The sequence below is a fragment of the Achromobacter sp. 01N37 genome (assembly GCF_056399725.1).
The window spans coordinates 45,665-60,291 of the sequence record NZ_JBFTRX010000022.1 but is presented as its reverse complement, the minus strand read 5'-3'; the positions used below and the strand labels follow the sequence as shown (position 1 = coordinate 60,291).

Here is a 14,627-nt window from a genome sequence, read left to right as displayed (position 1 = left end):
GATGCGCGCAGTGATGACATCGCCCGCCGTGCGCTGGCTGGCCCTGCTGGCGCTTTGCGGCGCGTACTTGCAGGGCGGGCTCGTCAAGCTGATGGATTTCGACGGCGCGCAAGCCGAGATGGCGCATTTCGGTTTGCATCCTACCCATCTGGCGGCCGCCGCCGTTATTCTGCTGGAACTCGGTGCAAGCGTTCTGGTGTTGTCTGGCCGGCTGCGCTGGCTGGGCGCGCTGGCGCTGGCGGTGTTCACCGCCGCGGCCGCCCTGATGGCGAACCGCTACTGGGAATCTCCCGCCGACACGCGATTCATGAATATGAACGCCTTTTACGAGCACATCGGGCTGGCTGGGGCGTGGGTCCTGGTCGCCTGGCATGATTTTACGGAGCGTCCGCATGGCCGGAGCCAACCCAAGTAACCCCCCGCCCGCCGCCGTAGGCGGCATGGCCCCGCTCAAGCACACGCTGTTCGCCGTGCTCTGGGGCGCCACCATCCTGGGCAACATTGGCAGTTTCATGCGCGACGTGGCCAGCGCCTGGCTCGTCACCGACCTGTCCAACAACCCCGCGGCGGTGGCCATGATGCAGACGGCGGCCACGCTGCCCGTCTTCCTGCTGGCCATTCCCGCGGGCGTCTTGTCCGACATCCTGGACCGCCGCCGCTTCCTGATCATCATCCAGGTGTTGCTGGCCTGCGTCAGCTTCACGCTGCTGATGATGGCCAAGACCAATACGCTGACCGTGGAATATTTGATCGCGCTGACCTTCCTGGGCGGCGTGGGCACGGCGTTGATGGGGCCGACGTGGCAGGCCATCGTGCCCGAGCTTGTGCCCAAGGCGGAACTCAAGACCGCCGTGGGATTGAACTCGTTGGGCATCAACATTGCCCGAGCGTTGGGCCCGGCCGTGGGCGGCCTGTTGCTGGCCGCCTTTGGCGCGGCAGCCGCGTATGGCGCCGACGTGATGAGCTATGTGTTCGTGATTGGCGCGCTGCTCTGGTGGAAACGCCCCAAGAAAGTGGATGACGGCCTGTCCGAACAGTTCTTTGGCGCCTTCCGCGCTGGCGTGCGCTATGCCCGCGCCAGCCGCGAACTGCACATCGTGCTGCTGCGCGCGGCGGTGTTCTTCATCTTCGCCAGCTCAGTCTGGGCGTTGCTGCCGTTGGTGGCGCGCAAGATGCTGGGCGGCACCGCCGGGTTCTACGGCATCCTGCTGGGCGCCGTGGGCGTGGGCGCGATTCTGGGCGCGGTGGTGCTGCCCAAGCTGCGCCAACGCTTGAACACGGATGGCCTGGTGCTGGCGGCGGCCGCCATTACGGCCGTGGTCATGGCGGCGCTGTCTTTTGCCCCGCCGCAATGGGCGGCGGTGTTGCTGTTGCTGCTGTTGGGCTTGGGCTGGATCGTTGCGCTGACCACCTTCAACGGCGTCGCGCAAGCCATCTTGCCAAACTGGGTGCGCGGCCGTGGGCTGGCGATCTACCTGATGGTGTTCAACGGCGCGATGGCCGCAGGCAGCCTGGGCTGGGGCTTGTTGGCGCAGGAAATCGGCGTGCCCGCCACCTTGCTGGCAGGCGCGGCCGGGCTGCTGGTGGCCGGGGTGCTGCTGCACCGCTTGCGTCTGCCGCAAGGCGAAGCCAATCTGGACCCGTCCAACCATTGGCCGGAACCCTTGCTGGATGCGCCGGTTGAGCATGATCGTGGCCCGGTGATGGTGCAGATCGAATACCGCATCCGGGTGCAAGATCGGCCGGCGTTCCTGCAAGCGCTGAAAGCGGTGGCCGAAGAACGCCGGCGCGACGGCGCTTACGCCTGGGGCATTGCCGAACACACCAGCGACCCCGAACGGGTGCAGGAATGGTTCCTGGTGGAGTCATGGGCGGAGCATATGCGGCAGCACCAGCGCGTGTCGCAAGCCGATGCCGACCTGCAAGGCGAAGCGCAGCGCTTTCATATCGGGCCAGAGAAACCCGTGGTGCACCATTTCCTGGCGCTGGACACGCGTCAGGCCAAGCCGGGGCCGTCCGCCTGACGGCACCCTGCCCGGCCCGGCGCGTTCAGTGAGCCGAGGCGTCCAGGAAGCGGTGCACGACACGCACCGCGGCCGCGCCCTCGGCGATGCTGGCCAACACGTGCTTGTCCGACCCCGCCCTCACTGCCCCTACCGCAAACACACCAGGCTGCGAGCTTTCATAGGCGCGCGCCTGCATGGAGCCCGCCGCCGCGCGGCCAGTGTGGATGTAGCCGCGGTCGTCGGTGTCCAGGCAGCCATCCAGCCACGCCGTGTTGGCGTCCCCGGCCGTCTGGGGCGTTTCCCCTTTCTGCATGCCTGTCGCCACGATGAGGCTGCGGGTTTCGATCATCTGGCCGTCGTCCAGCCACACGCGGTACGGATAACAGGCATCGTCGAACGCGGTGGCGGTGCGCCCGGGCAACACGTGCGAACCGAAACGCCGGCTTTGCACTTCCGCGCGGCGCAGCAGCCCGCCCCCACACAAACCCGTGATCGTGCCGGGAAACCCGCGCAGCACATCCTCGCGCAACGCGTCCGGCCCGCATAGCGAACCGCCCACCAGCAAGGTCTGCAAGCCTTCGGACGCGGCATAGCTTGCTGCGGCCAGGCCGGCGGGGCCGCCACCAATCACCGTCAGGTCCAACACGGAATCTTCTTCACCGGGCGGCATGGCCGAGCGCAGGATCGCGCCGCCATACGGCCGTTGGCGCAAATACCCGATGCGCCGCAGCATGAATGCGCGCAGCACAACGTCGGCCAACTCGCGTTCGGTCAGCAACAGTTGGGCCAACGCCGCCCGGCTGATGCGCAACAAACGGCTGGGGGAATCAGCGCGTACGGTCACCGCATTGGGGCGGTCAGTAAACAAATCCAGGCTGCCCGTGAACTCGCCGTCGCGATGCATCAGCAGGCTGTGCATGACGCCGCCGGGTTCGCATTCCAGGACTTCGGCGTAGCCGTCCAGCACGATATAGAACGCGGCTTCGCATTCGCCGCTTTTCAGCAGCACGGTGCCGGCTGGCACCGAGATAATCTCGCCATGGGGCGCCGCCCGATCAATCAGGGCGGGCGTCAGCATCGGGAACGCCTGGGCGTGCAAGGCCGGCAGATCGGCCGGTTGGCAGGCCGAATCAGTGGCAAGACGGTTCATGGATTCAATCCGAAACAGCCGGGGAAAGCGGCAAGATACCCCAAACGGTAGCTTGCTGCTGCCGGCTGCGTCTTGCGCAGTTGGGTCCTGGTTTGTATGAAAGCGCGATAGCGGCTGGATATGGCCGCTACGGGATAGGGCCGCCTCGATGGCCAACGCGACGGCCAACGCGACGGCCGACGCTACGGCCGCTTCATCACGCCTAGGTCACGTTGGCCCGGCGCCACGCCCCCGGCGACACGCCGACCAGGCTGGTGAACACGCGCGTCATGTGCGCCTGGTCAGCAAAACCGCACAGCAGCGCGGTGTCGGTAATTGAGCGGCCGGGCAAGAGCAACAGCTCCTTGGCCTTTTGCACGCGTTGCTCCAGCAGCCAGCGATGCGGCGTGGTGCCTACCGTTTGCCGGAACGCCTTGATGAAATAACTGCGCGACAAGCCGCAGGCTTCGGCGATGTCGGCGATAGAGCTGTCGTCGCGCAACGTTGCCAGCAGCATGTCTTTCGCGCGCGCCTCCAGCTTGCGCGACAGCACCCGGCTGCCCGAGTCCGACCAGCCGGTGGTGGCGCCGGCCCCGTAGTGCTCAAGCAAATGCGTGCCGATGGCCAGCCCCAGATGCTCGACAAACAAGGGGCTGCTTTGCGCGGGTTGCTCCAGCACGCCGCCCAGCACCTGCGACAGATGCGCCAGCACCGGGTCGCCCGTTCCCGCGCGCGGCACCAGGCTGCTGATGCGCGGGCCGCCCTTTTCGTCGTTCACGCGTTCGATGAACGCGCGCGATAGTTCGATCAGCACAAAATCAAACCCGCCTTGCAGGTCGGCGCGGTAGTCGTCGTGGAAATCGCGGATGTAGATCGAACCGGTATCGAAGTCGTGCGTCGATGCGTGGTTGCCTTGCAGGATGCGGCGGCGGTGCCCGCCTTGCATCGCCACACCCACCAGAAAGCCACGGTCCGATGCCGGCGTTTCAACGTTGCCGAATTGCGCGTTGTCGGTGCTCTTGCGATAGAAGGTCAGGCCGCCGCCCTCGAAGTGCTGGTTCAAAAGCAGCTTGCTGGCCGCGCAGCCCAGCCCGTCGGTAGACGGCGGCGGCGCAGGCGTGGGGTCGAGGGAAAGGCGTTGACGGGCAGGCATGGATTGGGGTCCCAGGGTGCGGCGAACGCGCTACGGGGCAGAAGATAGCAGGCTACGTTGTCAGGCAACAAGCGCGGTCATGAAGTTTTTCAACGATGCACCAACGGTGTGCAAAAACATGGCGCATCCGCGTCAGGCAGCAAGCGTGTCAGCGCGCAATGGCTACCGCGGAATTGCCGGCCCTGGCGTCAACGGCCCCACAGGTTGCCCCGAACGCGACGGCATTGGCGGCAGCTTCGGCTGGGCCGGGCCGCCGCTCCACGGCGCAGGCGTGGTGCTGGTGCCGGGCTTCGCGCCGGGTGCGGTACCGGGAGCGGAATACCCCGACTCCGGACACGACATGCCCAAGCACGGCGTATTTCTTTTCGGGTCTACGGTCTTTGGGCACGACGTTCCCAAACACGCATCAGGCAAGGTGCGCGCCGATGGCGGCGCTTGCGGCACGCCAGGCACGCCGTCCCGCGCAAAAGCGGGCGCGGCGGCCAGCGCCATCCATGCGGCAAGAATCAGGGCTTTCATGGCAGCTCCGTGACAAGACGGCAGGGTTTCACGCCTGCGTCTTGCGAGTTTGCGCCCATCGCCATCGTGCCGCAAGGCGCGCGCCCTGCCCCCGATCAATCCAGACGGATGTCCGCGCTTTGCACCACCTTGGCCCAGCGCGCGCGTTCACTGTTGAAGAATTTCGTCAGCTCGGCGGGATTCCGCGTGACGATTTCCGCGCCCTGCTCGTTCAGTTGCGCCTTCACATCCGGCTGATTCACGATTTCCGCCATCAGCATCGCCAGTCGTTCGGCGACCGGGTCCGTCGTGGTCACCGGCGCCATCACGCCTTGCCACGTGCCAGACTCAAAGCCCTTCACGCCTTGCTCGGAAATGGTCGGGATGTCGGGCACAAGCTGCATGCGCTCGCCCTTCGAGATCGCAATCGGACGCAGCTTGCCGGCCTTGATGTGCGGCAAGGTCGCCAGCAAGCCATTCATGATGATCTGCGTTTGCCCGCCGATGGTGTCGGTAACCGCCTGCGAACCGCCCTTGTACGGCACGTATTCCCATTGCGCCCCGGTCGCCTGCTGCACGGCCACCGCCGCCAGGTGCGGCGCGCTGCCAATCGCCGTAACCGCAAAATTCAGCCGCTGCTTTTTCGACAGCGCCACCAATTCCTCAACCGTCTTGGCCGGCACATCGGGGTGCACGGCCAAGACGTGCGGCGAATAGGCCAGCATGCTGACGGCGCGCAAATCCTTGGACGGATCGAACGACAGCTTGGTATAGACCGATGGGCTGATCGCCAGCGCGCCCACATCGCACAGCAGCACGGTATGGCCTTCCGCTGCCGACTGCACCACGATGCCCGCACCCAGGTTGCCATTGGCGCCGGGCTTGTTCTCGACGACAACGGTCTGCTTCAGCGCATCAGACAAACGCGGCGCCAGAATGCGCGCGATGATGTCCGACGATCCGCCGGGCGGGTACGGCACGATGATGCGCACGGGGCGCGTCGGCCAATTGGCGGCGTTGCCGCCGGCGGACGACGCGGCTTGCTGCGCCCATGCCGGTACCAACGGCGACAGGCATAGCGCCGCGGCGCCGCCCAGGAACTGCCTCTTGCTTACGTTCATTGTCTCCACTCCGTCTGATGTGTTTTTTGATGAATCAAGCCGCCCCGCGCGTCTCCACGTACAGGGCGTATAGCGAATGGCTGCTGGCCATGAAAAGCCGGTTGCGTTTGGCGCCGCCAAAGCACAGGTTGGCGCAGCGTTCCGGCAGCCGAATGTGGCCAATGGGCTTGCCGGCGGGGTTGAACACCATCACGCCGTCCAGTTCATCGGGCCGGGCGTTCGGTGCGCCGTTGCTGCCCCAGCCGCACCACAGGTTGCCGTCTTCATCGCATTTGATGCCGTCGATGGCGCCGGGGCCTTGCGCGTCCACATGCACGCGCTTGCCGGACAGCGCGCCGTCAGCGCCCACGTCATAGGCCCAGATCACGCGGTTCGGCTGATGGCGTGATTCCACGACATACAAGATTTTTTCGTCAGGCGAAAAGCACAGCCCGTTGGGGCCAGCCAGGTCTTCCAGCACGCGCGTCACGCGGCCGTCCGACGGCGCGATGCGGTACACGCCATGCGGCAGTTCGGGCGTTGCCTTGTCGCCTTCCCAATGGCCGCCGATGCCAAACGGCGGGTCGGTGAACCAGATGGCGCCGTTGCGTTGGCAGATGATGTCGTTCGGCGAATTGAAGCGCTTGCCGTCGTAGCGGTCGGCCAGCACGGTGATGGAGCCGTCGTACTCGGTGCGCGTGACGCGCCGCGTCAGGTGTTCGCAGGCCAGCAGGCGGCCCTGGCGGTCGCGCGCCAAGCCGTTGCTGAAGTTGGCGGGATGGCGGAAGACGCTGACCGCGCCCGTGGTTTCGTCCCAGCGCAGGATGCGGTCATTGGGAATGTCTGACACCAGCAGATAGCGCCCGTCGCCCACCCAGACCGGGCCTTCCAGCCAGCGAAAGCCGCTTGCCAGTTGCTCGACGCTGCTGCTGTAGATGCGGTACTTGGAAAACTCCGGGTCCAGGATGCGGATGGACGGGTCCGGGTAGCGCTGTTGCGGCGTGAAATTGAATGATGGGCCGGGGCCAGCGGGTTGCGCTTGCGCCAGGGCAACGGGCCCTAACGCCAGTGCTGCGCCCAGCAGCCGGCGGCGGCCGGGTTGGGCCAAGGGGGCATGCTCCATCGGTGTCTCCTCTTATCGGTGTAATGCGATGGCAATGCGGCGATGGCAATGCGGCGATGGCACTGCGGTCTTGCTTGGGATGGGGCGCAGGCCCCCGGCGTCAGGTCACCGGCCCCGGGTTGAACAGCGCCAGCGCGTTATGCAGCTTGAGTTTTTCCGCACAGGTCTGCTGGCGGCCGCTGGCCACATCCAGCATCAGGCGGAACAGCTCCCAACCCACGTCTTCAATCGACGCCTGCCCGGTCGCGATGCGCCCAGCGTTCACGTCCATCAGGTCATGCCAGCGGCGCGCCAGGCTGTCGCGGGTGGCCACCTTGATCACCGGCACTTGCGCCAGGCCATACGGCGTGCCGCGTCCCGTGGTGAAGATGTGCAGGTTCATGCCCGCGGCCAACTGCAAGGTGCCGCAGATGAAGTCGCTGGCGGGCGTCGCCGCGAAGATCAGGCCCTTTTGCGTCAGGCGGTTGCCGGGCGACAGCACGCCGTGAATGGGCGACGAGCCCGACTTCACGATGGACCCCATCGCCTTTTCAACAATGTTCGACAGCCCGCCCTTCTTGTTGCCCGGGCTGGTGTTGGCGCTGCGGTCGGCCATGCCGCGTTGCAGGTATTCGTCATACCAGGCCATCTCGCGCACCAGCGCGTCCGCCACTTCCGGCGTGGCCGCGCGCGCGGTCAGTTGGTCGATGCCGTCACGCACTTCGGTGTTCTCGGAGAACATCACGGTGCCGCCCGCGCGCACCAGCAGGTCGGTGGCAAAGCCCACCGCGGGGTTGGCCGTCACGCCTGAGAACGCGTCGCTGCCGCCGCACTGCACGCCCACGGTCAGGTCCGACACGGGGCAGGTTTCGCGGCGGCGCGCATTCAGTTTTTCAAGATGGCGTTCGGCCGTGCGCATGATCAGGTCAATCATGGATTGGAAGCCGACGTTCTCTTCGTCTTGCAGGACGATGGTGTCCACGCCGTTGCCCTCGGCGCCCATGCCCTCGCCCGCACGGATCGGGATGGCGCCCGGCGCCAACAGGCGTTCGGGTTGCAGCTTTTCGCAGCCCAGGCTCACCACCATCGACGTGCCGCCAAAGTTGGGATTGCGCGCGATGTTGTGCAGGGTGCGAATCGGAATCGCCGCGCCCGGCGCGTCAATAGCGACACCACAACCATAGGTGTGTTCGATGCCCACCACATCATCCACGTTGGGATAGCGCGGCAGCATTTCCTGGCGGATGCGCGCCACCGCGTGTTCGACCACGCCTTGCACGCATTGCACGGTGGTGCTGATGGCCAGAATGTTGCGCGTGCCGACGGTGCCGTCGGCATTGCGGTACCCCTCGAACGTGTAGCCTTCCAGCGGCGGCAGCGGCGTGATGCGCGTGCCCACCGGCAAGTCTTCCAGCGTGCGTGCGGCGGGCATGGTGGTGACGCGTTCGTTGATCCAGCTGCCGCGCGGCAGCGCCTTCGCCGCGAACCCGACCACCACGTTGTAGCGGACAACGGCGTCGCCCTCGGCCAGATCGGCCAGCGCCACCTTGTGCCCTTGCGGCACGGTGTCTACCAGTTGCAAGCCATCGGGCAGCACGGTGCCGGCAGGCAGCCCCCCTTCGTTGGCCACGATTGCCACGTTGTCCTGCGGATGAATCTTGATAAGCACGGGCGCTTGGTCTGCCGCAACCTGCATGAAAAATCCTTTTGCCTGAAGGATGCGCGAAGGTCCGGCATCCGATACGTTATCGTACAACCAGAAGAATATCCTTGAACCAGTCCAAAAATAAATTTCGGGTTTCCCCTTGTAAACAAGTGCCGTCATAGGGAAGCAGCCCTTGAAACCGCCAAAATCATGTTGTACGATGACTTACCTTTTCAACACCGCATCCCGTTCAAGGCCCACGTAAGTGGCCCGCGACGGCTACTTCGGATGAACGCACTATGACTACCCCGCAGGAACTCAAGGAAATTGTCTCGGAAGGTTTGCTCTCCTTCCCCGTGACGGACTTCGACCAGAACGGCGACTTCAACGCCAAGACCTATGCGGCCCGCCTGGAATGGTTGGCTCCCTACGGCGCCACCGCGCTGTTCGCCGCTGGAGGCACGGGCGAATTCTTCTCCTTGGCCCCGCAGGAATATTCGGATGTCATCCGCACCGCCGTGCAAACCTGCGCAGGCAAGGTGCCAATCCTGGCGGGCGCCGGCGGCCCCACCCGCACCGCTATCGCCTACGCACAAGAAGCCGAGCGCCAAGGCGCCAAGGGCATTCTGCTGCTGCCGCACTACCTGACCGAAGCCTCGCAAGACGGCATCGCCGCGCACGTGGAACAGGTCTGCAAGTCGGTCAAGATCGGCGTCATCGTCTACAACCGTGCGCAGTCGCGCTTGTCGGCTGACAGCCTGGCTCGCCTGGCCGAGCGTTGCCCGAACCTGGTCGGCTTCAAGGACGGCGTTGGCGACATCGAAGCCATGGTCCGCATCCGCCGCAAGATGGGCGACCGCTTTTCTTACCTGGGCGGCCTGCCCACCGCTGAAGTCTATGCCGCCGCTTACCGCGCGCTCGGCGTGCCGGTGTATTCGTCGGCCGTCTTCAACTTCGTGCCCAAAACCGCCATGGACTTCTACCGCGCCATTGCCGCGGGCGATTCCGACACCACCAACCGTTTGCTGGACGATTTCTTCCTGCCGTACCTGGAGATCCGCAATCGCAAGGCCGGTTACGCCGTCAGCATCGTGAAGGCGGGCGCCAAGCTCGTTGGCCATGACGCCGGCCCCGTCCGCGCCCCGTTGACGGACCTGACTGGCGAAGAGATGGAAATGCTTAACGCCCTGATCAAGAAGCTCGGCCCCCAATAAGCCGCGCGACTGAACTGCAAGCCAGCCCCCGATTCGGGGGCGTTTTTTTCGGAGAATTCATCATGACTTTGACCGGCCAAATGCTGATCGGCTCGACCGCCGTTCTGGGCGCCGGCGCTGCCCAGCACGCCATCAACCCCGCCACGGGCGAACGCCTGGGGCCGGGCTTTCCCGCCGGTTCGGCGGACGACGTTGCGCGCGCCGCCGAACTGGCACGCGCCGCCTTCGACCCTTATCGCGCCGCCCCGCTGGAAACCCGCGCGCAGTTCCTGGAGAGCATCGCTGAAGGCATCCTGGCGCTGGGCGATGCCCTGATCGAACGCACCCACCTGGAAACCGGTCTGCCGGTGGCGCGCCTGCAAGGCGAACGCGGCCGCACCGTTGGCCAGCTGCGTCTGTTCGCCCGCGTGGTGCGCGATGGCTACTTCCTGGACGCCACCATCGACCCGGCCCAACCCGAGCGCACGCCGCTGCCGCGCGCCGATCTGCGCCTGGCCAATGTGCCGCTGGGTCCGGTTGCCGTGTTCGGCGCCAGCAACTTCCCGCTGGCCTTCTCGGTGGCCGGCGGTGACACCGCCTCGGCGCTGGCCTCGGGCTGCCCCGTCATCGTCAAAGCGCATAACGCGCACCCCGGCGCTTCCGAAATGGTCGGCCGCGTCATTCAGGCCGCCGTCGCCAAGCACGGCCTGCCCGAAGGCACGTTCTCGCTGCTGTTCGGCGCGGGCAGCGATATCGGCACGGCGCTAGTCACGCACCCGGCCATCACGGCCGTCGGCTTCACGGGTTCGCGCCGTGGCGGGTTGGCGCTGGTTGCGGCCGCCAACGCCCGCCCGGTGCCGATTCCCGTCTATGCCGAAATGTCCAGCATCAACCCGGTGTTCCTGATGCCGGCCGCGCTGGAAGCCCGCGCCGAGGCCATCGCCCGCGGTTTCGTGGATTCGCTGGCCATGGGCGTGGGCCAGTTCTGCACCAACCCAGGTCTGGTCATTGGCGTGGAAGGCCCCGCGCTGGAACGCTTCCGCCAAGCCGCCGCCCAAGCCGTCGAAGCCAAGGGCGCCGCCACCATGCTGACCCCGGGCATCTTCTCGGCCTACCAAGAAGGCGCAGACGCCTTGGCCAAGCACGCCAGCGTGGCCACGCTGGGCCGTGGCGAAGCGTCCAAGCCCGCGGCCAACGCCGCAGGCGCCGTTGTCTTCGGCACGCAAGCCGACCGCTTCCTGGCTTCGCATGAACTGGAAGCCGAAGTATTCGGCCCGGCATCGCTGGTGGTGGCATGCCAGGACGTCGCCCAGATGACGGCCGTGGCCGAGCACCTGGAAGGCCAGCTCACGGCGACGCTGTTCGTCGACGACGCGGATGTGGCGGACGCGCAAGCGCTGCTGCCCGTGCTGGAACGCAAGGCCGGCCGCATCCTGGCCAACGGCTACCCGACGGGCGTGGAAGTCAGCCACGCCATGGTGCACGGCGGCCCCTTCCCGGCGACGTCGAACGCGGCGTCGACGTCGGTCGGCGCCACGGCCATCCGCCGTTTCCTGCGCCCGGTCTGCTACCAGGATCTGCCCGATGCGCTGCTGCCGGAAGGCGTCAAGCGCGCCAATCCGCTGTCGCTGACGCGCATGGTGGATGGGGTGATGACGAAGGCCTAAGGGCCGTCGATGTGATGCTGACGACGTGATGCCGACGATGTAATACCGACGACGGCTCACGTTAAAAACGCCGCGTGGTGGTGCCTTTATTTAATTTAAGGCTCACTGCGCGGCGTTTTGTTTTTTCTATTTCCTATCGCAACTACGGGCTTCCACCCCTGGATTAATTCGCGTCTAATTTGTAAAACTATTTTCCGGTTTCTATTTTCTTGGCAGAATGACCCACGGATTTCAGTTTTTCAAAAGGCCCGAGGCACGTGAATACCGAAAATCCTAGCGTTTTTCGCCGCATGCGCGCCTGTTGGCGCCCGTTGTTATTAGGGATTGCCATTATTTTGACGGCGACGATTGCGGCGTGGCTATATCTGCATGGTTCCGAACGGGCCGAAAGAGCCGCGCTTGCCATTGGGGGAACGCTGATCGGGATGCTTTTGCTGGGCGCTCTAGTATGTAAGCGCTAGTGCTGACCGAAGCGTTGGATACATACTGGGAAAAGCCACATCGGGAAAATGCACACCATCCATATTTGTATGGGGAATAATTTTTCCGCCACGCTCGGCGCAAGTTATTTGACGCCGCTGGAAAATATCGAAATACGGACGCGAACTATTTTCATCCGCAGCCGACCCAATTATTTTCAGCGCCGGTGCGGTACAAAACTCAATTCCAATATGCACTGAATGTTGATGATAAATAAGGGCGGCATGCCGCCGCCCTGAACCCTGCAAACCGGCAATGCCGTTTACTGCGCCCGCAAATTCCCATCCGCAATAATCTTTGCCCACTTGGCTTGCTCACCCGTCTGGAACGCCGTGAACTCCGCCGGCGTATTCGGCGTGTAAGCCAGGCCCAGGCCCTTCATCTTCGCGTTGACGTCCGGCTTGGCGATGATGGCGGCAATGGCCTTGTTCAAGCGGTCGACCACGGCGGGCGGGGTGTTGGCCGGCGCATAGATGGCTTGCCAGCTGCTGACGTCGAACCCGGCAATGCCCGCCTCCTGCATGGTCGGCACATCGGGCATGACGTCCGTGCGCTTGGCAGACGTGACCGCCAGCGCGCGCACCTTGCCACTTTGCACATGGGGCAATGCGACCAAGGCGGTTTCAAACGAGCTGGGAATCTGGCCGCCGATCAAATCCTGGATGGCAGGCGCGCTACCCCGGTACGGCACATGGGTCAGATGCGCGCCCGTCAATTGCTTGAACACTTCACCCGACAGATGTTGCGACGTGCCCTGCCCGGCCGAACCAAAGGCGACCGTATCGGGATTCGCCTTGGCCGTCGCCGCCACATCCTGTACCGATTTAAACGGCTGGTTGGCGCCCACCAGCAGCACATTGGAAATGCTGCCCAACAGAATGACCGGCGCAAAGTCCTTTGCGGCGTTGTAGTTGATGCCTGGCAACAGCGACGGGTTGATCGCATGGGTGGCGATCGTGCCCAGCAGCAGCGTGTAGCCGTCGGGCTTGGCGCGCGCGACCGCATCCGCACCCAGCACGCCGCCCGCCCCGCCCTTGTTTTCCACCAGCACGGTCTGGCTCAGGCTGGCGCCCAATTCCTGCGCAATCATGCGGCCCAGCACATCAGACGTGCCGCCTGCCGCGAACGGCACCACCAGCGTGATCGGTTTGGCTTTGGGCCAGTCGTCGGCGGCGTGGGCGGCGGTGGCGCCCAGGGTCGCCAAGGCGGTCAGCGCCAGAACGGTGAAGGTGCGGCGGGATACGGGGAATGCCTGCTTCAAGCTTGTCTCCTGAATGGGTAAGAGTGATTGTTACGTTGTCGTCTTATCTTGTACGTTGTCGTACGACTTTTCAGGGAAAGAGAATACGTCTCCGGGCATCGTCTTTCAATCTAGGGTAATTCCGAATTTCTAAGGATTTACCCGCTATTGTTGTATGACAACCATGCGGATCGCATCGACCCCATTGCTGCACCAACTTGTATGTTGTACGATGACATACATCTACTGATCAACGACAGGGCCGACACCTTACCGGCCTTCTTTTTCTGCTTTTTTTCCCTTCTTTTTCCCCTTTTTTTGGATGACAGGCATGACGACTCCTCAGGAACTCAAGGAAATTGTCTCGGAAGGTTTGCTCTCCTTCCCCGTGACGGACTTCGACCAGAATGGCGACTTCAACGCCAAGACCTATGCGGCCCGCCTGGAATGGCTGGCTCCCTACGGCGCCACCGCGCTGTTCGCCGCTGGCGGCACGGGCGAGTTCTTCTCCTTGGCCCCGCAGGAATATTCGGATGTCATCCGCACCGCCGTGCAAACCTGCGCGGGCAAGGTGCCGATCCTGGCTGGCGCAGGTGGCCCCACCCGCACCGCCATTGCCTATGCGCAAGAAGCCGAGCGCCAAGGCGCCAAGGGCATTCTGCTGCTGCCGCATTACCTGACCGAAGCCTCGCAAGACGGCATCGCCGCGCACGTGGAACAGGTCTGCAAGTCGGTCAAGATCGGCGTCATCGTCTACAACCGCGCCCAATCGCGCTTGTCGGCTGACAGCCTGGCCCGCCTGGCCGAGCGTTGCCCGAACCTGGTCGGTTTCAAGGACGGCATTGGCGATATCGAATCCATGGTCAGCATCCGCCGCAAGATGGGCGATCGCTTTTCCTACCTGGGCGGCCTGCCCACTGCTGAAGTCTATGCCGCCGCGTACCGCGCGCTCGGCGTGCCGGTGTATTCGTCGGCCGTCTTCAACTTCGTGCCCAAGACCGCCATGGACTTCTACCGCGCCATTGCCGCGGGCGATTCCGACACCACCAACCGTTTGCTGGACGATTTCTTCCTGCCGTACCTGGAGATCCGCAATCGCAAAGCCGGCTACGCCGTCAGCATCGTGAAGGCGGGCGCCAAGCTCGTCGGCCATGACGCCGGCCCCGTCCGCGCCCCGCTGACGGACCTGACTGGCGAAGAGCTGGAAATGCTGAACGCGCTGATCAAGAAGCTCGGCGCGCAATAAGCAGCATCGTCCAGCGGTGCTGAAAAGCGGCGCGAGAAGCGGTGCCAGAAGCGGCGAGAGCAGCCGCGCCGATACGCCTCGCCCCGCAATGAAGCAAGCCCTCCCCTCATCGGGAGGGCTTTTTCATATGCGAGCCCCAAGCCATCACAAAATCAAACAATAGTTGGC

General features: G+C 64.5%; 13 protein-coding genes. 6 read left to right on the top strand and 7 right to left on the bottom strand.

The window, feature by feature from the left end:
* The first annotated feature begins 13 nt into the window (after nucleotides 1-13).
* Both AC1DSJ_RS28630 and AC1DSJ_RS28625 read left to right on the top strand, forming a co-directional pair.
* On the top strand, nucleotides 14-415 hold the full coding sequence (locus tag AC1DSJ_RS28630; protein WP_346551824.1) for a DoxX family protein: 402 nt from the start codon (nucleotides 14-16) through the stop codon (nucleotides 413-415).
* Entirely contained in the window at nucleotides 393-2,024 is a 1,632-nt protein-coding gene (locus AC1DSJ_RS28625; protein ID WP_346551825.1) for an MFS transporter, read from the top strand. Before AC1DSJ_RS28630 ends, AC1DSJ_RS28625 begins: the two co-directional genes overlap by 23 nt.
* Nucleotides 2,025-2,049: 25 nt before the next feature.
* Here AC1DSJ_RS28625 and AC1DSJ_RS28620 read toward each other — a convergent pair whose 3' ends face one another.
* Both AC1DSJ_RS28620 and AC1DSJ_RS28615 read right to left on the bottom strand, forming a co-directional pair.
* Entirely contained in the window at nucleotides 2,050-3,156 is a 1,107-nt protein-coding gene (locus AC1DSJ_RS28620; protein ID WP_441372440.1) for a Crp/Fnr family transcriptional regulator, read from the bottom strand.
* A 202-nt stretch (nucleotides 3,157-3,358) separates the two neighbouring features.
* The gene (locus tag AC1DSJ_RS28615; RefSeq protein WP_054426846.1) at nucleotides 3,359-4,288 is read right to left on the bottom strand and encodes a helix-turn-helix domain-containing protein; all 930 of its coding nucleotides are present in this window, start codon (nucleotides 4,286-4,288) and stop codon (nucleotides 3,359-3,361) included.
* A gap of 79 nt (nucleotides 4,289-4,367) precedes the next feature.
* Here AC1DSJ_RS28615 and AC1DSJ_RS28610 point away from each other — a divergent pair, with 79 nt between their 5' ends.
* On the top strand, nucleotides 4,368-4,820 hold the full coding sequence (locus tag AC1DSJ_RS28610; RefSeq protein WP_346551827.1) for a hypothetical protein: 453 nt from the start codon (nucleotides 4,368-4,370) through the stop codon (nucleotides 4,818-4,820).
* 82 nt (nucleotides 4,821-4,902) lie between these two features.
* Here AC1DSJ_RS28610 and AC1DSJ_RS28605 read toward each other — a convergent pair whose 3' ends face one another.
* The 3 genes from AC1DSJ_RS28605 to garD form a co-directional block, all read right to left on the bottom strand.
* Nucleotides 4,903-5,907 (bottom strand): Bug family tripartite tricarboxylate transporter substrate binding protein, encoded by a 1,005-nt coding sequence (locus AC1DSJ_RS28605; protein ID WP_054426848.1) that lies wholly within the window; start codon nucleotides 5,905-5,907, stop codon nucleotides 4,903-4,905.
* A gap of 34 nt (nucleotides 5,908-5,941) precedes the next feature.
* On the bottom strand, nucleotides 5,942-7,009 hold the full coding sequence (locus AC1DSJ_RS28600) for an SMP-30/gluconolactonase/LRE family protein (RefSeq protein WP_054426849.1): 1,068 nt from the start codon (nucleotides 7,007-7,009) through the stop codon (nucleotides 5,942-5,944).
* 100 nt (nucleotides 7,010-7,109) lie between these two features.
* Complete coding sequence (gene garD, locus AC1DSJ_RS28595) at nucleotides 7,110-8,684, bottom strand: galactarate dehydratase (protein ID WP_175168681.1); 1,575 nt, start codon at nucleotides 8,682-8,684, stop codon at nucleotides 7,110-7,112.
* 248 nt (nucleotides 8,685-8,932) lie between these two features.
* Here garD and kdgD (AC1DSJ_RS28590) point away from each other — a divergent pair, with 248 nt between their 5' ends.
* Nucleotides 8,933-9,847 (top strand): 5-dehydro-4-deoxyglucarate dehydratase, encoded by a 915-nt coding sequence (gene kdgD / locus AC1DSJ_RS28590; RefSeq protein ID WP_175168680.1) that lies wholly within the window; start codon nucleotides 8,933-8,935, stop codon nucleotides 9,845-9,847.
* A gap of 62 nt (nucleotides 9,848-9,909) precedes the next feature.
* On the top strand, nucleotides 9,910-11,493 hold the full coding sequence (locus AC1DSJ_RS28585; protein WP_441372438.1) for an aldehyde dehydrogenase (NADP(+)): 1,584 nt from the start codon (nucleotides 9,910-9,912) through the stop codon (nucleotides 11,491-11,493).
* Nucleotides 11,494-11,936: 443 nt separating this feature from the next.
* Here the strand turns inward: AC1DSJ_RS28585 and AC1DSJ_RS28580 are convergent, their stop codons facing one another.
* Both AC1DSJ_RS28580 and AC1DSJ_RS28575 read right to left on the bottom strand, forming a co-directional pair.
* A complete protein-coding gene (locus AC1DSJ_RS28580) occupies nucleotides 11,937-12,278 on the bottom strand; it encodes a hypothetical protein (RefSeq protein ID WP_346552085.1) in 342 nt (113 codons plus the stop codon).
* On the bottom strand, nucleotides 12,236-13,234 hold the full coding sequence (locus tag AC1DSJ_RS28575) for a Bug family tripartite tricarboxylate transporter substrate binding protein (protein WP_441372437.1): 999 nt from the start codon (nucleotides 13,232-13,234) through the stop codon (nucleotides 12,236-12,238). Before AC1DSJ_RS28575 ends, AC1DSJ_RS28580 begins: the two co-directional genes overlap by 43 nt.
* 310 nt (nucleotides 13,235-13,544) lie before the next feature.
* Between AC1DSJ_RS28575 and kdgD (AC1DSJ_RS28570) the strand changes: the two genes are divergently transcribed.
* The gene (gene kdgD, locus AC1DSJ_RS28570; RefSeq protein WP_054426853.1) at nucleotides 13,545-14,459 is read left to right on the top strand and encodes a 5-dehydro-4-deoxyglucarate dehydratase; all 915 of its coding nucleotides are present in this window, start codon (nucleotides 13,545-13,547) and stop codon (nucleotides 14,457-14,459) included.
* The last annotated feature ends 168 nt before the right edge of the window (nucleotides 14,460-14,627 follow it).